Origin of the sequence: Nocardia coffeae, assembly GCF_019890715.1 — a bacterium.
In the GTDB taxonomy this organism is placed as follows: domain Bacteria; phylum Actinomycetota; class Actinomycetes; order Mycobacteriales; family Mycobacteriaceae; genus Nocardia; species Nocardia jiangxiensis.
The window spans coordinates 214,165-231,952 of sequence record NZ_JAINZY010000008.1 but is presented as its reverse complement, the minus strand read 5'-3'; the positions used below and the strand labels follow the sequence as shown (position 1 = coordinate 231,952).

Annotated in this window: 16 protein-coding genes; 8 read left to right on the top strand and 8 right to left on the bottom strand. The window is 67.9% G+C overall.

Features of this window, described 5'->3' with window-relative positions:
* The first annotated feature begins 90 nt into the window (after positions 1-90).
* From K7711_RS27735 to K7711_RS27720, 4 genes are all read left to right on the top strand, one after another.
* Complete coding sequence (locus tag K7711_RS27735; RefSeq protein WP_222972390.1) at positions 91-1,158, top strand: phosphotriesterase family protein; 1,068 nt, start codon at positions 91-93, stop codon at positions 1,156-1,158.
* A 165-nt stretch (positions 1,159-1,323) separates the two neighbouring features.
* A complete protein-coding gene (locus K7711_RS27730; RefSeq protein ID WP_222972389.1) occupies positions 1,324-2,394 on the top strand; it encodes an ABC transporter substrate-binding protein in 1,071 nt (356 codons plus the stop codon).
* Positions 2,394-3,173 (top strand): ABC transporter ATP-binding protein, encoded by a 780-nt coding sequence (locus K7711_RS27725; protein ID WP_222972388.1) that lies wholly within the window; start codon positions 2,394-2,396, stop codon positions 3,171-3,173. Before K7711_RS27730 ends, K7711_RS27725 begins: the two co-directional genes overlap by 1 nt.
* 12 nt (positions 3,174-3,185) lie before the next feature.
* On the top strand, positions 3,186-4,094 hold the full coding sequence (locus tag K7711_RS27720) for an ABC transporter permease (RefSeq protein ID WP_222972387.1): 909 nt from the start codon (positions 3,186-3,188) through the stop codon (positions 4,092-4,094).
* 13 nt (positions 4,095-4,107) lie between these two features.
* On the opposite strand, the gene K7711_RS27715 is transcribed toward K7711_RS27720, so the two are convergent.
* Entirely contained in the window at positions 4,108-4,989 is an 882-nt protein-coding gene (locus K7711_RS27715; RefSeq protein ID WP_222972386.1) for a MerR family transcriptional regulator, read from the bottom strand.
* 373 nt (positions 4,990-5,362) lie between these two features.
* Here K7711_RS27715 and K7711_RS27710 point away from each other — a divergent pair, with 373 nt between their 5' ends.
* Positions 5,363-6,835 carry an SDR family oxidoreductase gene (locus K7711_RS27710; protein ID WP_222972385.1) on the top strand — a complete coding sequence of 491 codons (1,473 nt, stop codon included), beginning with the start codon at positions 5,363-5,365 and terminating at the stop codon, positions 6,833-6,835.
* On the opposite strand, the gene K7711_RS27705 is transcribed toward K7711_RS27710, so the two are convergent.
* From K7711_RS27705 to K7711_RS27695, 3 genes are read right to left on the bottom strand one after another with little or no spacing between them, the layout of a single operon-like run.
* A complete protein-coding gene (locus K7711_RS27705) occupies positions 6,792-7,763 on the bottom strand; it encodes a phytoene/squalene synthase family protein (protein WP_222972384.1) in 972 nt (323 codons plus the stop codon). The two genes, K7711_RS27710 and K7711_RS27705, sit on opposite strands and share 44 nt — an antisense overlap.
* Positions 7,764-7,773: 10 nt before the next feature.
* On the bottom strand, positions 7,774-9,306 hold the full coding sequence (crtI, locus tag K7711_RS27700; RefSeq protein WP_222972383.1) for a phytoene desaturase family protein: 1,533 nt from the start codon (positions 9,304-9,306) through the stop codon (positions 7,774-7,776).
* Positions 9,307-9,318: 12 nt separating this feature from the next.
* A complete protein-coding gene (locus K7711_RS27695) occupies positions 9,319-10,380 on the bottom strand; it encodes a polyprenyl synthetase family protein (protein WP_222972382.1) in 1,062 nt (353 codons plus the stop codon).
* A 548-nt stretch (positions 10,381-10,928) separates the two neighbouring features.
* On the opposite strand from K7711_RS27695, the gene K7711_RS27690 reads away from it, so the two are divergent.
* Positions 10,929-12,323, top strand: coding sequence for a type I glutamate--ammonia ligase (locus tag K7711_RS27690; protein WP_222972381.1), 1,395 nt, complete (start codon positions 10,929-10,931; stop codon positions 12,321-12,323).
* 51 nt (positions 12,324-12,374) lie between these two features.
* On the top strand, positions 12,375-13,181 hold the full coding sequence (locus tag K7711_RS27685; protein WP_222972380.1) for a methyltransferase domain-containing protein: 807 nt from the start codon (positions 12,375-12,377) through the stop codon (positions 13,179-13,181).
* Between the two features lie 36 nt (positions 13,182-13,217).
* Here the strand turns inward: K7711_RS27685 and K7711_RS27680 are convergent, their stop codons facing one another.
* From K7711_RS27680 to K7711_RS27665, 4 genes are all read right to left on the bottom strand, one after another.
* A complete protein-coding gene (locus K7711_RS27680; protein WP_222972379.1) occupies positions 13,218-13,694 on the bottom strand; it encodes a Dps family protein in 477 nt (158 codons plus the stop codon).
* 17 nt (positions 13,695-13,711) lie between these two features.
* Positions 13,712-14,359 carry an HD domain-containing protein gene (locus K7711_RS27675; protein WP_222972378.1) on the bottom strand — a complete coding sequence of 216 codons (648 nt, stop codon included), beginning with the start codon at positions 14,357-14,359 and terminating at the stop codon, positions 13,712-13,714.
* A 29-nt stretch (positions 14,360-14,388) separates the two neighbouring features.
* Complete coding sequence (locus K7711_RS27670) at positions 14,389-15,846, bottom strand: catalase (protein WP_222972377.1); 1,458 nt, start codon at positions 15,844-15,846, stop codon at positions 14,389-14,391.
* Positions 15,847-16,113: 267 nt separating this feature from the next.
* Positions 16,114-17,076 carry a GlxA family transcriptional regulator gene (locus K7711_RS27665; RefSeq protein ID WP_222972376.1) on the bottom strand — a complete coding sequence of 321 codons (963 nt, stop codon included), beginning with the start codon at positions 17,074-17,076 and terminating at the stop codon, positions 16,114-16,116.
* Positions 17,077-17,277: 201 nt separating this feature from the next.
* Here K7711_RS27665 and K7711_RS27660 point away from each other — a divergent pair, with 201 nt between their 5' ends.
* On the top strand, positions 17,278-17,775 hold the full coding sequence (locus K7711_RS27660; RefSeq protein WP_308014975.1) for a MarR family winged helix-turn-helix transcriptional regulator: 498 nt from the start codon (positions 17,278-17,280) through the stop codon (positions 17,773-17,775).
* The last annotated feature ends 13 nt before the right edge of the window (positions 17,776-17,788 follow it).

Genomic DNA, 17,788 nt, shown 5'->3' with positions numbered 1-17,788 from the left:
AGGTGGAGCCGTGAGTGCAGCGCAGCGGAACGAACCACGGGCACAGCGTGTCCCGCGTTCGACGGAGCCGAGCGTCGGCGAGGTGGAGTCGTGAGTGGGAACGCGCTCAACGGGAAGTCCGTGATGAGCGTGACCGGTCCGGTGGCGGCCACCGCCTTGGGCGTGACACTGCCGCACGAGCATCTGATCGCGAACGCGGGCACACAGTGGATCTACCCGTCCGACGTGGAGCAGCTCACGAAGTACACCCGGCCCTATCGGGCGGAGCTGCACGGGGCGGTCCAGCTGGAGCCGTTCTCCTACCGATCGGCGATGCAGCAGCTCGACTTCGAGGTCGCACGCGAGGAACTGGCCGGTTTCGCGGCCGTGGGCGGAACCACGGTCGTCGATCTGGGCATCCCCGGCTATGGCAGAGATCCGCAGGCGTTGCGCGCGCTGTCCGAACTGACCGGCGTCACGGTCGTGATGGGGTGCGGGGAGTACGTCGAACACTCACATTCGCCGTACGTGCGGCACTGTTCGGCCGAGGTGATCCGGGATGTGCTGCTCGAGGAGATCAGCGACGGTGCCGGTGCGACCGGCGTGCGTCCGGGTGTCATCGGCGAGATCGGCACCGGCAATCCGGCCACGTCGGACGAGCGCAAGGTGGTCCGCGGCGCGGCACTGGCTCAGCTCGAATCCGGACTGGCGCTGAACATCCATCGCACGATCTACCCCGATCCACTCGCAACGCTGCCGGTGATCGACGAGGTACTGGCCCTGGGCGTGGATCCGGCCAAACTGATCATCAGCCACTGCGACGAGCGCCCGGAGCCGGAATTCGCCTTCGAGGTCGCCCGGCGCGGCTGCTGGGTCGAGCTCGACACCTGGGGGATGGAACAGTGGGCCAGCTCCGCGCGCCGGGGTGACGAGTATCCCTTGCGATCGTTCGACCATCATCGCATCGACCTGCTGCTGTCGCTGCTGGACGCCGGTTTCGGCGGGCAGCTCCTGATGAGCCACGACATCGCGATGAAACCGCAGTTCACCCACTACGGCGGTTGGGGGCTGAGCCACCTGTCCAGCAACATCCGTCCCCGTCTGCTGGCTCGCGGCGTGGGCGAGCAGCAGTTCGACGAGCTGACCATCGTCAATCCAGCGCTCGCGATCGTGAGCTGACTCAGGAAGTAACCGAACCGGTCGGTGTGAAACGTCGGCGCAATTATCGCCGAACGATCGCGTTACACCGTCGTCTTACCTTGAGCCCGAACGAAGTTCACCTACCTCCGCAACCCGCAGCAGTCGGGTCAGGCGTCGAGTTCATCACCCACCGAGGAGATCACCTTGTCGAAGATACTCACCAGATTGCGTGGCGTCGCCGTTGTCGCGGCCGCCGCGGCTCTCGTCCTGACGGGCTGTTCGAGCACGGCAGGCACCGTTGCCAAGAGCGCGGACGGGCTGACCAAGGTCACGGTCGTCCTGGGCTGGTTGCCCACCGCCGAGAGCGGCGGGTTCTACGCCGCACAGCAACTCGGCTATTACAAGGCCGCGGGCCTGGACGTCACGATCGAACCCGGCGGCCCGCAGGTCTCCGGAACGCAGCTGGTCGCCAGCGGCAAAGTGCAATTCGGCATCACCGGTTCCGGGTCCAACGAGATCGTCGCCGCCCGCGAACAGGGGATCCCCCTGAAGGCCGTCAACGCGATCATGCAGGACAGCGCCACCGGCATGATGGTGCACGCGGACACCGGCATCACCAGCCTGAAAGACACCGCGGGCATGACGTGGCTCAACTCGCCGGGTGTCCTCGGCCCGGAGTGGGCGAAGAAGACGCTCGGCATCACCTTCGCCCAGCAGCAGTACACCGGCAGCCTCGCCAACTTCCTGCACGACGACAAGCTCGTCCAGCAGGGCATCGCCTCGAACGAGCCCTACGTCGCCCACGAACAGGGTGCGGCGGTGAAGTTCCTGCCGTTCTCCGACATCGGCTTCAACCCGTACAACACGGTCACCTACGTCACGGACAACTTCCTGAAGACCCAACCGGACATCGTGAAGAAGTTCGTGTCCGCGAGCAACCAGGGCTGGCGTGACTACGTCGGCGACGTCAAGGTCGCCACGGACGTCAACAACCATCTGACCAAGGACGTCGACAAGACGTTGGACGCCGCGCTGGTGTGGTTCGAATGGGACGCGCAGCGCAAGTACATCCTGGCGGGCGACGGCGCGAGCAAGATCGGCGCGATGAGCCGGGAACGGTGGCAGGCGATGATCGACCAGATGAAGAAGCTGGGTGTGGTGAAGAAGTCCATTTCGGTCGACGATGTGGCGGACTTCGGCGTGACCGGCGATCTCGCGCCCGCCGCCGAGAAACCGGTCGCCCCGAGCGGTTCCTACGACCCCATCACGTACTGATGACGACCAGCGCCACCGAGACAACGAGTTCCGGGACCCGCGGACGGGCCCCGATGCTCGAGTTCCGCGGGGTGGAGAAGGTCTTCCGCAACGGCTACCACGCGATCACGCCCTTGGACCTCACGGTGAGCACCGGCGAGATCGTGTCCATCGTGGGACCCTCCGGATGCGGCAAGACGACGGTGCTGCGCATGGCCGCCGGGCTCACCGGGGTCAGCCGCGGCACGCTCACCCGGCACGCCACCGAGCAGGCGTACGTGTTCCAGGATCCGACGTTGCTGGCGTGGCGCAACGTCCGCAGCAACGTGGAACTCGTCGCGAAGCTGAAGAAAATGCCCAAGCAGCAACGTCGTTCGGCCGCGCAGCGGGCGATCGAGACGGTCGGACTGACGGACTTCGCGAGTGCGCTGCCCCGTCAGCTGTCCGGCGGGATGAAGATGCGGGTCTCGCTGGCGAGGGCGATCACGAGCGCACCGAAGATCATGTACTTCGACGAGCCCTTCGCGGCCCTGGACGAATTCACCCGCGCGCACCTGTCCGACGTCCTGCTCGATCTGTGGCGGTTGCAGGACTTCTCGGCCCTGTTCATCACGCACTCCATCGCGGAGGCGGTGAACATCGCGCACCGCGTGGTGGTGATGGCCGCCCATCCGGGCCGGGTCGAGCAGGTCCTGACGTCCCCGAGCCCGCCCACGGCCGACCCCGCAGCGCCCCGTGATCGTGACGCGCTGGCCGAGATGGAACGCGAGATCGCCGGCATGCTCGCCGGTACGCAGTAGAGGAATGGTTCGATGACACGCTCTGTCCCTGTGGCGCAAGAGAATCCGGTCACCGCCGCGACCGTGCTGGAACCAGCGGCGGAAGATCCTGACGTCGCCGACGACCGGGAGCTGGTACGGCCGCCGCGGCGCAACCGGGCCAAACAGCTGGCCCGCATCGGAATCCCGGTGGTGTTCGCGGTCGCGGCGATCGCCCTGTGGCAACTCGTGGTCAAGGTGACCGGACAACCGGCCTATCTCGTGCCCGGGCCCCTGGACGTCCTCGATGCACTGCGAACCGGCGCGAGCGACCTCGTCGAGCCGACGATCGTGACGATCGAGGAGGCATATCTCGGATTCCTGCTCGCCGCGGTCAGCGGTTTCGCGGTGGCACTCGTCATGGCGCGGTGGCGTGTCGCGGAGCTCGGTGTCTACCCCTACCTGGTGATCCTGCAGACCGTGCCGATCATCGCGGTCGCGCCGATCTTCGTGGTCTGGTTCGGCGCGGGCAATGCGACGAACATCATCATCGCGGCCATGCTCGCGGTGTTCCCCATCGCTGCGAACACGCTGCAGGGACTGCGCTCGACCGACCGGAACCTGGTGCAGCTGTACCGGATGGCCGGGGCGCCGCCGCGCACTCAGCTGTTCTCCCTGCGGATCCCGCACGCCGTGCCGCAGATCATGACCGGACTGAAGATAGGCGCCAGTTCGGCCGCGATCGGCGCCATCGTCGGCGAGTTCGCCGCGGGCATCGGAGGCGGCGCCGGTGGCCTCGGCTACGCGGTCACCCGGTACGCGAACCAACTGCAGACTCCGCAGCTGTTCGCCGCCGTCATCGTCGCGAGCGTGATCGCCCTGGTCCTTTTCGGCCTCGTCACGCTGATCGAGTGGCTGCTGCTGCACCGCTGGCACGAATCAGCGACCCCGCAGGACGAGTGAGGCATCAGGAGGATCACCTCCCGAATGCGATGACCTCGGCCATGTGGGTGCCGAGCAGCTCCGACAGCGCCGACTGGAGATCGTCGACGAATTCGGCGGGGTCGGGGGTGGGGATGTCCTGCCAGCCGGGGCCGGCCAGTAGGACTCGGGCGCCGCGTTCGGCGCATTTGCGCACGGCCGAGAGGAGGGCGGTGGATTCCTGTTGCGACCACAGCACCACTGTCGAGCCCGGCGCGGTGCGATCGAGGGCGTCGCCGAGGGCCGGGGTGGGGACGTTGGGGCCGAGCATATTGGCCGCGACGCGGCGTTCGGCGAGTGCTGCGCGCAGGACTTCGAGTGGCAGGGAGTGCGCTTCGCCGCTGGTGCAGGCGAGCAGGACAGCGGGCGCGGATGTGTCGGTCGAAGGGGGGATCGCGCGGTGCAGTGCGGCGGTAATGCACCAGGAGAGTACGTGTTCGACGTCGATGCAACCTTCGCCCGCGCCTTGTCGCTGGACTATGTCGGCGAATGCCGGGCGGCACAGTCGATCCCAGGTGTCGACGACGCCGGACGCGCGAATGTGGGCCAGCAGCAACGACTGTACGGTGCCTGGGTCGGAGGCGAAGGCGGCCTCGACAAGGGAGGCGTGGTCGCCGGCGACGGACAGCGGACCGCGCACGGACTCGGCCGCTCGCGCCGGGCTCGATCCGCTTCGTACGAGCAGGACCATGCGTTCGAGCCGGACGATATCGGCCTCGGAGTACAGGCGGTGCCGACCGCGCCGATGCTCGGAGGGGCCGATGCTGTAGCGCTGATTCCAACTGCGCAGTGTCGCGGTGGGAATGCCGATGCGCTCTGCGACGGTGCGTACCGAGAATCCGGTCGCGTCGGTGTCGGGGGGCGAGTCATCGGACATGACGATCATTCTGCCTTTCGCGGGCCGGGACACCGCAACATCGCAGTGTTGCGGCGGCCGCGCCGTTGAGGTGGAGCGTGCGGCGATACCTACAGTATGCATCGATTATGCATCGATTGCTGTAGGATTGGGAAGGTCGTCACGTTCATGCCCATCGAACGAAGGAGTGGTGGGCGCTCGGGGCGGTATTCGCTGCAACAGCGATGCGTCGAGCTCGGTGCGAGTCACCTGCCATCGCAGGTTCGGCGAGCGGAGGTGCGCAGCGATGGGCGTGTCGGTAGCCCTGTTCACCCGCGATCTGCGTGTGCACGACAATCCGGCGCCGATCGTGGAAGTGCCCGGCAGGTAACCGATTCGGTGATCAGGAGACGGTATGCGATGTGTGGTGTTCGGTGCGACCGGCTACATCGGCGGCCGACTGGTACCCGAGCTGTTGGCCGCCGGCCACCAGGTGCGGGTGTTGGCCCGCACACCGGCCAAACTCGACGACGCCCGCTGGCGCGACCAGGTGGAAGTCCTGCGCGGTGACGTGCTCTGCGTCGACGATGTGGCCGCGGCGTGCGCCGATGCGGATGTGCTCTACTACCTGGTGCATTCGCTGACGCGAGCGGATTTCGACGAAATCGACCGCCAGGCGGCGACGCTGGTGGCCGAACAGGCGGCGCGGGCGGGGGTTCGCCGGATCGTGTACCTGGGCGGCATCGTTCCGCCCGGCCAGCGGCTGTCCCGGCACCTGTCCTCCCGTGCCGAGGTCGGCAGAATTCTGCTCCAGGGGTCGGTACCGGCCATCGCGATGCAGGCCGCGGTGATCATCGGATCGGGTTCTGCCAGTTTCGAAATGCTGCGTTATCTCACCGAACGGCTGCCGGTCATGGTCACCCCGCGCTGGGTGCGCAACCGCATCCAGCCGATCGCGGTGCGGGATGTGCTGTACTACCTGACCCGTGCGGCGGGACTTCCGCCGGATGTGCGGGGCGCGTTCGATATCGGCGGCCCGGACGTCCTGACCTACGAGCAGATGATGCGCGACTACGCGGAAGTGGCGCGGCTGCCGCGGCGGGTGATTCTGCCGGTCCCGGTGCTCACCCCGTGGTTGTCGGCGCAGTGGGTCAATCTGGTCACCCCGGTGCCCAGGGCGATCGCGGTGCCGTTGATGGAATCGCTGGTCAACGATGTGACCTGTGCGGATCACGCCATCGCGGAGCACATACCCGATCCGGCGAGGGGGCCGATCGGCTATCGCACCGCGGTCGAACTGGCGCTGGCGCGCATCCGCGACCTGGACGTCCCCACCCGCTGGTCGGATGCCGACCAACTCGGTGGTGAACCGTCCTCGCCGCTACCCACCGATCCCGCATGGTCGGGCGGGTCGGTCTACCTGGACGTTCGAGAACGGCACACCCGGGCCGATCCGGCGACGCTGTGGTCGGTGATCGAATCCATCGGTGGCGAACACGGCTGGTACTCGTTTCCGCTGGCGTGGTCGTTGCGCGGCTGGATCGACCGCGTGGCCGGCGGCGCCGGACTGCGCCGGGGGAGACGGGACCCGCACCGGCTGCACGCCGGTGAGGCGCTGGACTGGTGGCGAGTGGAACGCATCGAACGGTCGAACACCCTCGTGTTGCGCGCGGAGATGCGGGTGCCGGGGTGGGCGTGGCTGGAGCTGAGCGTCGATACGGATGCGCGTGGCACGGTCTACCGGCAGCGTGCGGTGTTCGAACCGCACGGCCTGGCCGGTCATCTGTACTGGAAGGCCATCGTTCCCTTCCACGCGCTCGTCTTCGGCGGGATGACCCGCAATATCACCGGAGCAGCCGAGGAGGCTGTGGCGCAACCGGTTTCGTAGCCGTGGGCAGGGCGTACCGGCACCACAGCGCGCGGGCCAGGCCGCGGCTGCCCACCGCGGCGCGCCGTGGGGTACCGACGCGGGCACGGTGCACGAAGATGTCGAAATCCAGGTCTTCGATGCGATCCAGGATCTCCGAGTACAGGGTCAGCGCGGTGCTCACGCACGGCCGCGACCGTGCCGCGAGCAGGGCGATACCGGTGCGGGCCTGGTTGTAGACGTCGCGGGTGTACGCGTGCTGGGCCATCAGAGCGTGCCGGACACGAGCGTCGGTGCGGCGATGCGCCTGACACCACTGCAGCAGATCCCGATCGACGGCGTGCGCGGCCAGTTCGTCCGCCGGCAGATACACCCGGTCCCGGACCAGGTCCTCATCGACGTCGCGCAGAAAGTTGGTCAGCTGGAAGGCCTTTCCGAGCGCGGCGGCGTACGGGGCGGCCTCGTCGACCGGGCATACCGTGCCCAGCACCGGTAGCACCTGTAAGCCGATGACTTCCGCGGAACCGAACACGTAGTGGTCCAGTGCGCGCCGATTCGGATAGTCGGTGACGGTGAGGTCCATGCGCATCGAATCCAGGAACGAGGCGAACAGTTCCGGAGAGATCCGGTAGGAGCGTGCGGTGTGCAGGACGGCCGGCAGGACCGCGTCCGCCTCGGCGTCCTCGGCGATGAATTGCCCGGCGAGCGCATCCAGTCGCGCCGCGCGCTCGGTGACCGGACGGCTCGGGTCGATGTCGTCGAGAATGTCGTCGGCCCGGCGGGCGAAGCCGTACAGCGCGTGGATCGCCGGACGCTGATCGGGGGCCAGCAACCGGGTGGCGAGGAAGAAGGTCTTGCCGTGGCGTGCGTTGAGCGCCCGGCAGGCCCGATAGGACCGCTGCAACTGGGCATCGGTGTGGCCGGTGTCGACGAAAACGTTGGGGGGCATGAGTTTCCGATCAGCGGATGATGGCGGCGGTCGGTGTCGAGCGGGCAGGTCGGCGTGCGGGCCGGGCAGAAGGTATCGGTCCGGTGACGCGGTCGGCTGCGAGTCGGCCGGAGATCAGCACCGGTGGTATGCCCACACCGGGTACGGTGCTGCCGCCCGCCAGCACCACGTTCTCCAGTCCGCGGATCATATTGGCCGGACGGAAGGGGCCCGTCTGAGTGACGGTGTGCGCCAACGCGAACGGGCTGCCGGCCAGCATGCCGCGCCGGGCCCAGTCAGCGGGCGTGGTGATGTGCAGCAACCGGGGATCGGACAGCGGGATCGGCAGGCGGTCGCGGACGGTGGTCAACATCTCCTCGGCGTAGGCGGGACCGAATCGGTCCCAATTGATCGGTCCCCGAACGAGATTGGGTACCGGAGCGAGGATGTAGAGCAGGTCGCGACCGGGTGGGGCGAGGGTGGGATCTGCGGCGGTGGGCCTGGTGAGCAGCAACGACGGATCGGTCATGACGCTGCCGCGGGTGATGATGTCGTCGAACGCCTCGTCCCAGGCGCGACCGAACAGCAGGTGGTGATGCGCTGCCCGGGGCATCGCCTCGCATCCCACGTGCAGCACGACCGCGGACGGCGCCGCCGTGGGACGCCGGGGGCGGCGCGGGGAATGGCCGGTCAGCCGGTAGGTCTCGGACAACTCTGTGGTGAGCACGACCGCATCGCATGCGATGCGGTCGCCGGTCGAGGTGACGACCTCCCCGATCCGGGAGCCGGTGCGTTCCAGGCTGGTCACGGCGGTGTCGTAGCGGATCGTCACACCGGCGTCCTGCGCCGCGGCGGCGAGGGCGTCGGGCAGCGCCCGCATACCGCCGCGCGGGAACCAGACGCCGGCGATCGTGTCCATATAGGCGATCACCGCGTATGCCGCTATCGCCCGGCCGGGTGCGACGCCGGCGTAGAGCGACTGAAAGGTGAACAGCCGCCGCAGATCCGGGTCATCGATGTGCGCTGCGACCGCGCGGTCCCAGCGGCGGAATCCACCCAGTGCGGCCAGCCGGGCCAGCGAGGGACGCAGCGCCGACAGCGGTGAATCGAAATTCGCGGCGATGAACGAGTCGAATTCGGTGTGGTAGAGCCTGGTCAGCCAGGTGCGCAGACGCCGGTATCCCGCTGCTTGCCCGGCCCCGGCGAAATCGGTGATCGCGGCGGCCATCCGATCACCGTCGCGGTGGACCTCGAGGTGTCGCCCGTCCGCGAAGTGGGCGCGATAGGCCGGATCCACCGGCACCAGCGACAGACGATCGTCCATACGCTCGCCGACGGCGGCGAATGCCTCCTCGACCAGGTGCGGCATCGTCAGCACGGTCGGGCCGGTGTCGAGGCGGTAGCCGTCCACGTCGAGGCGACCGGCGCGCCCGCCGGGGACCGAATCGCGTTCCAGCAGTGTGACTTCACGGCCGCGGCCGGTGAGATGCAGCGCCGCGGACAGTCCGGCCAGGCCGGCTCCGACCACGACGACGCGGTCGCTACGACCTGTGGTCGTGCGCATGGGGCTTCCTCCTCATGAGTGGGGGGTGACGCAGATGAGTCCCATACCGTCGAGCACGCGCCGCATCGGCTCGGGCAAGGTCGCGCCCTCGGTGATGCGCCGCGCCTCGCCGAGGCGATCGCCGATCATCTCCTCGATGCGAGCGGGCGCTCCGGATGCGGTGATCAGGGCCCGGAGTCTGTCGGTGGCCTCGGCATCGACGACCGGCGCGGACAGCAGCGTGTCGAGTTCGCGCCGGGCGGCGGGTGCGGCGAACTGCCGGGCGGCGATCACGACGGTGGTCGCCTTGTGCTGGGTCAGATCTCCGTCACCGGGTTTGCCTGTGGCGGCGGCGGTTCCGAATACGCCCAGCAGATCATCGCGCATCTGGAATACCTCGCCCACCGCGTGCCCGTACCGGCTCAGCGCCGACAGGGTGGCCTCGTCGCATCCGGCCATCGCCGCGCCGAGTTCGAGCGGGCGGCGCACGGTGTAGTTGCCGGATTTCGCTCGTGCCAGCGCCAACACCTGTGCGAAATCCGGATCCGTGCGGATGTCGTTGAGCAGGTCGCCGAACTGGCCCACAGCCAGCTCGATCCGCATCGCGTCGAAGCGGGGCCACACGCGGTGCAGGCACTCGGGACGAATCCCGCTGTCGCGCAACATCTTGTCCGCCCACACCAAACAGATGTCACCGAGCAGCACGGCCGCCGATTCGCCGAAACGCGCTGCGTCGCCGGGCATCCGCCGATCCCGGTGTGCGTCGGCGAAGGCGGTGTGTCCCGTGGGCGCGCCGCGGCGCAGCGCCGACTCGTCCATCACGTCGTCCTGGATCATCGCGAAGGCGTGGACCAGTTCCAGCGCGGCGGCGGCTCGCAGTGCGGCGGCATCGGGCGCCTCGCCGCACAACCAGCCGATGTACATGAACGTCGATCGCAGGCATTTGCCGCCCGCCACGTATCGGCGGGCGATCTGGTCGAGCGCGATCCCGTGCACGGCGCCGATCCGGTTCTCGCGCAGAAATGCGTCCAGTTCGGTCAGAACCCGATCTCGCACCGCGATACGCCACCACGCGACGCCATCCGCGGTGTCCATCGGATGGTCAGTGAGAAGCTTTGCGGGAGAACATAATTGAAGCCAGCTGTCGACGGTGGCGCGCACGTCCGCTCCTCGGGTCGGCGTTGCAGCGATATGGGTGCCGGACGGTTCTCCGAGGTCGGGAGTGGGCTGGTCGGATGCGTTTCGGCCCATTGGGGTCCTCCCTCGACGTCTGAATCCAAGACTACAGCAATCGATGCATGAACGATGCACAGCGGATGGAAATCATCGGCTTCGGCCAGTGGTGGTATCGAGGTGCGGCGAGGGCTCGTTCCTGGTTTGGCCAACCCCGGTCATCTGCTGCCGAGTTGGCAGCGTGTGCCTCCGGTTCGCCGCCGGAGAGCATGTACGCATCGGTTATGCATCGAAATGTCCAAATTTCTGCTGAGGCGAACCGCCGAAGCAGGCCCTCGGGTTTCGCTCTCTCGGCATGGTGGCCGCCGAAGTGCGAGGGCGATCGGCAGGTAGGCGCGTAGTCTCGAGTTCGCCGATCTGTCGGTGAATGTCTGGTTGTGCCGCCTTCCATCGTGCTCCGGGGAGTCGATATGGAACCACTGACCGAGCAACTACGCCGCGACCGCGCCCATCGGGCGAGCGCCGTCGCCGCCACACTGAGTGCCCGAGACATCGACCTCGTGGCGGTCACCTGGGTCGACACCAGCGGTATCGTCCGCATGAAAGCCGTTCCGGTGGAACGGTTCTCCCATGCCGCCGCCTGGGGTATCGGAGCCTCGCCGGTCTTCGACGCCTTTCTGGTCGACGACTCCATCCTGAGTGACCATGTCGCCGGTGGCCCGGCCGGCGACCTGCGGCTGTACCCCGATGTCGAGCGGGTCACCCCGGTGGCCGCGCTCCCGGGCTGGGCGTGGGCGCCCGCGGACCGCTACGCGCAGAGCGGCGCGCCGCATCCGCGTGACCCCCGGTTGTCGCTGCGCCGGCTCGTCGCCGAACTGGCCGACGACGGCTACGAATTGTGCACCGCGATCGAGTTCGAATGGACCGTCGCGCGCCCCGACCCGCTCGACCCCGAGGCTTTTCACCCCGCCACCTCGGCGCCCGCCTACGGCATGGCCCGAGTGAGCGAGCTGGCTGCCTACCTGCGCGACGTGGTGTCGAAGTTGCGTGACAGCGGCGTCGCCGTCGAGCAGATCCATCCCGAATACGAGGTCGGCCAGTTCGAACTATCCGTTGCCGCAGGCGATCCCGTCCACACCGCTGACAACGCGGTGCTGGTGCGCGAGGTCGTCCGGGCCGTCAGCGGCGCGCACGGGTTGCGGGCCACGTTCAGCCCGATGGTCGTGCCCGGTGTCGTCGGCAACGGCGGCCACGTACATCTGAGTCTGTGGCGTGAGGGCGTGAACCGGATGTGCGGCGGCCCCGGGCCTTTCGGAATCGGTGCGGAAGGGGAGAACTTCGCCGCGGGGATCCTGGAGCACCTGCCCGCCCTGCTCGCCGTCGGCTGCCCGGCGATGGCGAGTTATCTGCGGTTGCAGCCGAGTCACTGGGCCGGTGTCTTCCGATGCTGGGGTCTGGAGAACCGGGAGGCCGCCGTACGGTACATCACCGGAAGCGAGGGCGAACGCGAGCACGCGGCCAACATCGAGGTCAAGACGTTCGACGCCGCCGCCAACCCCTACCTGGCATTGGCGGGCCTGCTGGCGGCGGGCCGGGCGGGTCTGCGTGCGGGCGCGACCCTGCCCGAGCCGGTCGACGGGGACCCGGCCCGGCTGGACTCCGCCACCCGATCCGCGCGCAGGATCACCCGGTTGCCGACGACCCTCGCGGACGCGGTGGCCGCGTTCGCCGCCGATGACGTGCTGTGCGCGGCATTCGGCGACGAACTCGCCGACACCATCGCCAGTGTCCGGCGCGGTGAGATCGCACTGTTCGCCGACGCCTCGCCCGAAGAGATCACCGACGCGTCCCGGTGGAGGTATTGACCCGCCCGCCGTTGAGCGTGTTCGACCGCACGCGCGGGCATACTGGCGTGGGTGAGCGATCAACAGGGCCTCCCGTCCTTCCACATCGACCGAATCGACCACCCTGAGCAGGACCTGATCGTCCGGATACTCGACAACCAGGCCGCCTTACCGGGTGTGGTGCGGATGCGCGAGTGGGCCCGTGCCGCGCTGGCCCTGCACCCCGGGGATACGGCCGTCGACCTGGGCTCCGGCACCGGAACCGAGGTCGTGGAGATGGCCGCCCTGGTGGGCGAGGCCGGACGGGCCGTCGGTATCGATCCGAATCCGGCGATGCTCGCGGTGGCGCGCGAGCGCGCCGCGGATGTGAAGGCCGAGTTCATCGAGGGATCGGCCTACGACCTGCCGCTGCCGGACGCCTCCGCCGACGCGGTGCGCTGCGAACGGGTCTATCAGCACCTCGACCATCCGGCGAAGGCCACCGCCGAGATCGCGCGGGTGCTGCGACCGGGCGGACGCGTGGTGTTGATCGATAGCGACTGGTCCACCGCGATCTTCCATCCCGGCGATCCGGAAGTGATCGCGGCGTTGCAGCAGCGGATGGAGACCAACAGCCCGAATCGCAACTCCGGCAGGCATTTGCGCGGCCGACTGGTCGAAGCGGGGCTGGTGATCGACGACGTCGGTTCCGAGGCCGTGATCTGGGAACCGGAGTCGATACTCCCGATGTACACCGCGGTCACCGAACGGGGCCTCGCCGACGGGCTGATCACCGCTGCCCAGCGCGAGCGCGTCCTGGCCGACATCGAGCGTGGCACCGAGTCCGGCGACTATCACTTCTCGGTGACCATGTTCGCAGTGGTGGCGCACAAGCCCTGATATTCCTCGGCGCCCCGGTTCGGCGCGCACGAGTGATCAGATGTTCCGGCTCTCCGAGCCGAGCATCCAGGCCTGTTTCTCGATGCCGGCGATGATCTGGTGCAGCAGATCGGCGGTGGTGGGATCCTCGGCGTCCACCTCGTCGCGGACCGCGCGGAGTGCGCCGGCGGTGCGGTGGAGCTGGTCGGTCATCAGGTCCACGATCGTGCTGGTGTGCTGCTCGCCGGGCGGCAGCTGTGGCAGGTCGGTGTCGGCGGCGACGGTGGTGGGTCGCCCGTCGGGCACCGCGTGCACGGCGCGCATGCGTTCGGCGACGGTGTCGGCGGATTCGCGGGCCAGATCGACGATCTCGTCGAGTTGCAGGTGCAGATCGCGGAAGTTGCGGCCGACCAGATTCCAGTGTGTCTGTTTTGCGTTGAGCTGCAATGTGATCAGATCGATCAGAATGCGCTGCAGGTGGGCGCTGAGCCGGACCGAGGCGCGGAATCCGGCGGCGGTTTGCATGGTGGTCATGATGGGCTCCTGTTCGGTCAGTCGGGCCAGGGTGAGTTCTGGATGATGTCGACGAAGTCGGTGTGCCGGTGGCTGGGCACGAAATGGGTCAGGACGTCGTCGTTGACCGTGCCGAACGCCGTATCCGGTTTGGGCGCAACACCATTGGTGAACGCCCGCAGGATGTCGCGTTTGAAGTCCGGCCGCGGATGCAGCGCGGTGATCGCCCGGCGGTCGACCGCGTCGACGTCGTGGTAGCCGATGCCGAGCACGTCGTACTCGACGCCCGCGGTCACGAGCGCGATCTCGGGCTCCATGAATTCGGGAACGCCCGGGGTGGTGTGCAGGGCGATGGCCGTCCACACGCGGCGGATGCTGTCCTCGGGGACGTCGTGGCTGCGCAGGAAGCGGCGGGCTTCGTCGGCGCTGTCGACCTCGAAGCGGTGTCCGCTGTGGTGGAACCGCTCGTTCAGTCCGATGTCGTGGAACATCGCGCCGATGTACAGCAGTTCGGGGTCGTAACTCAGGTTGCGGTTGCGGCCCCGCAGGCTGCCGAACAGGTAGACGCGACGGGAATGGTGGTAGATCAGCTCGCTGGTGCTCTCGCGGACGATTTCGGTGGTTTCGCGGGCGAGCCTGGTGTCCGGGATCGTGATCCCGGCGACGGATTCGTTCGTGAGGGTCATGGTCTACACCTTCGGTGTCGAGATTCGGCTCAGCTGTGCGGGTTTCGGACGTTCTTCTCGATCCGGTTGCCGATGTCGGCGTCGATGTTGCGCCAGTACCGGAAGGCGCGCTCGAGCACGGGCTCGCTCACTCTGGCCGCGAGATGACCGGAGACGTTGTCCACCAAGCGGTTTCGCTGAGCATCGTCCATGACGTGGCGCACCAGCTCCCCGGCCTGGCCGAAGTCGTCGTCGGCGGGGTGCAGGGTGTTGGCCGCATGCACCATCTCGCCGTCGACGTACCAGCCGTTGTCCACCGGGCCGGTGGCGGCCGCGCTCGGTCCGCCCTTGGAATTGGGTGCGTACACCGGGTCGGTGGCGTAGCGGTAGCGCATGTGCCCGGCGGTGCTGTAGCTGTGCGATGGGGCGAGTGTGCTGTTGACCGGAAGCTGGTTGTAGTTGACGCCGATCCGGGCGCGGTGTGCGTCGGGGTAGGCGAACATGCGTCCCAGCAGCATCTTGTCCGGGCTCGGGCCGATGCCGGGGACCATATTGCTCGGTTCGACGGCCAGTTGCTCGATCTGCGAGTGGTAGTCCTGCGGGTTCCGGTCCAGCACCATCCGCCCGACCTCGTGCAGCGGATAGTCCGCGTGCGGCCAGACCTTGGTCAGATCGAAGGGGTTGAACCGATAGTCCGCCGCGTCGGCGTAGGGCATGATCTGCACCTTCAGCGTCCAGGTCGGATGGTCGCCCCGCTCGATCGCGGTCCACAGATCCCGGACGTGGAAGTCCGAATCCGATCCGGCGAGGGCATCGGCCTCGGCCTGGGTGAGGCACTCGATGCCCTGATCGGTGATGAAGTGGTACTTCACCCAGAACCGTTCGCCGGCGGCGTTGACCCACATGTAGGTGTGGCTGGAGTAGCCGTTCATATTCCGCCAGCTGCGCGGGATGCCACGGTCACCGAACAGCCAGGCGACCTGATGCGCCGACTCCGGGGACAGCGTCCAGAAATCCCATTGCATGTCGTGATCGCGCAGGTTGTTGTCGGCGCGGCGCTTCTGCGAACGGATGAAGTGCTGGAACTTCATCGGATCGCGGATGAAGAACACCGGGGTGTTGTTGCCGACCATGTCGTAGTTGCCCTCGGGCGTATAGAACTTCAGCGCGAAGCCCCGCGGATCGCGCCAGGTGTCCGGGCTGCCGTGTTCACCGGCCACGGTCGAGAACCGGGCCACCACGCCGGTCTCCGCGCCCGGCTGGAACAGCACGGCCTTGGTGTACGCGCTGACGTCACCGGTGACCTCGAACCGGCCGAAGGCGCCGCCGCCCTTGGCATGTGGCTGCCGTTCGGGCACGCGCTCGCGGTTGAAGTTGGCCATCTGCTCGATCACGTAGTGGTCGTGCAGCAGGATCGGGCCGTCCGGACCGGCGGTGAGCGAATGCTCGTCGGAGACGACCGGAATGCCCGCCTCCGTGGTCGTGCGGTGCGTCTGCTCGGATGTCATCGGATCATCTCCTCGATCGGTGTGGACGAATACCGTGCATGCAGCTTCTCGCGCTGTGCAGCTCCCGCGCCCCGCGATCCGCGCCGGACATCCCACAGATCAGGACGTCGGGCACGGACCCGAGAACCCCGGCGGGCGGGTCTGCAATCCCCCTTTCCTGCCCCACCCGGTTGGGACGTTCCCGCCGGAACCGGAATCGAAGCGGCGGGGCACAAGAGCAACTCGCCGGACAGATGGTGTCAGGCTACTCTGCAGCTACCATTCGGGTCACTCGCGCAGTGCGCTGTGGAAGCGGTGCCGGTAGGCGCGCGGGGAGACGCCGAAGTGGTGCAGGAACGCCCTGCGGAGGGTTTCCGAACTGCCGAATCCGCTGTGTTCGGCGGCAGCGGTCACCGATTCCCCGGCGTCGAGCAGATCCTTGCCGGTGTTGAGCCGAATCAGCTCGACGTATTTCGCGGGGGTGGTGTCCAGTTCGTCGCGGAACATCCGGGTGAGGTGGCGCGGGCTGAGGTGGACGAGCGCGGCCAGGGCGGCGACCGAATAGTCGCCGACGGGCTGGGCGGCGATGGTGGCGCACAGTTCGTGCAGTTGCGCGGTCCGCGGTACCGGGGCGCGCATCGCGGGGGAGAACTGCGACTGCCCGCCCGGCCGTTGCAGGAAGACCACCAGCGAACGCGCGACCTCGCGGGCCAACTCGGGACCGTGGTGACGTTCGACCAGAGCCAGCGACAGGTCGATACCGGCGGTGACGCCCGCACAGGTAAGGACGGGTCCGTCGGTCACATAGATCGCATCGGGTTCGACCCGGATGGCCGGATAGGCACGAGCCAGCGTGCCGGCGTGTTTCCAGTGGGTGGTGGCCCGGCGGCCGTCGAGCAGACCCGCGGCGGCCAGGATGAACGCGCCGGTACAGATCGAGGCTGTCTGCCGGGCCTGTCTGTGCAGTGTCGCGGCCGCGGCGGTGAGCTGCGGATCGATCGGGTGGGTCGGCAGCGCGTCGCCACCGGCCACCATCGCCACATCGAGGTGCGCGGCCTCGGCAGCGGTCGTGTCGACACTGATCCGCAGGCCCGTCGAGGTGGACACGTCGCGGCCGTCGGGCGAACACATCACCAGCCGGTAGTGCGCGCCGAATCGGTTGGCTTCCTGGAAGACCTCGCTGGGACCGGCGACGTCGAGCAACTTCACCCCATCGAACGCGAGGATGCCGATCCGTCGCTCGGTGTCCACCGATCTCTCCTCACGTTCAGCGGTTCCTGGGCCTCGCCGCCAGTGCACGAGATTTCCCGACCGTAGGGCCCAGGGCTGCATTTCGCACTACCGCCAGCGGTTTCGGGCACGAATCAGAATGCGGGCGGCTACGGCGTGGGCGTGCGACGAGCCGTCTCCAGTGGGTAATTTCGCCGTCAACCATCCGGGTACGGTGGGGGAGTGGAGGTATCCGAACCGCAGTGGCTCGAGCCGGAGCAGGCGCGAACGTGGCGGGCGTATATCGACGCGTCGCGGCTGCTGCAGGGAGCGATGGAGCGGCAGTTGTCCCGGGACAGCGGGATCGGGTTCGCGGACTTCGAGATTCTCGTCGCGTTGTCGGAGGCTCCCGATCGGCGATTGCGGATGGCCGAGGTCGCCGACCGGATCATGACGACCCGTGGGGGAGTGTCTCGTGCGCTGGCCCGGTTGGTTCGCGCCGGGTGGGCCGAGCGGGTCGACTGCGAGGACGACGGCCGTGGCGTGTGGGCGGTATTGACCGCGGCGGGCTGGGAGAAGTTGGTCGAGACCGCTCCGGGGCATGTGGAGACGGTTCGCAAGCACCTGTTCGACGCCCTGACCCCCGACGAGGTGGGCCGGCTCGGTGATGTCCTGTCCCGGGTCGTCGAGCACATGGATCCCGCCGCCGCCCAGCGTGCCGTCGGCCGACCTCGGGCCTGACCGCATCGGTACG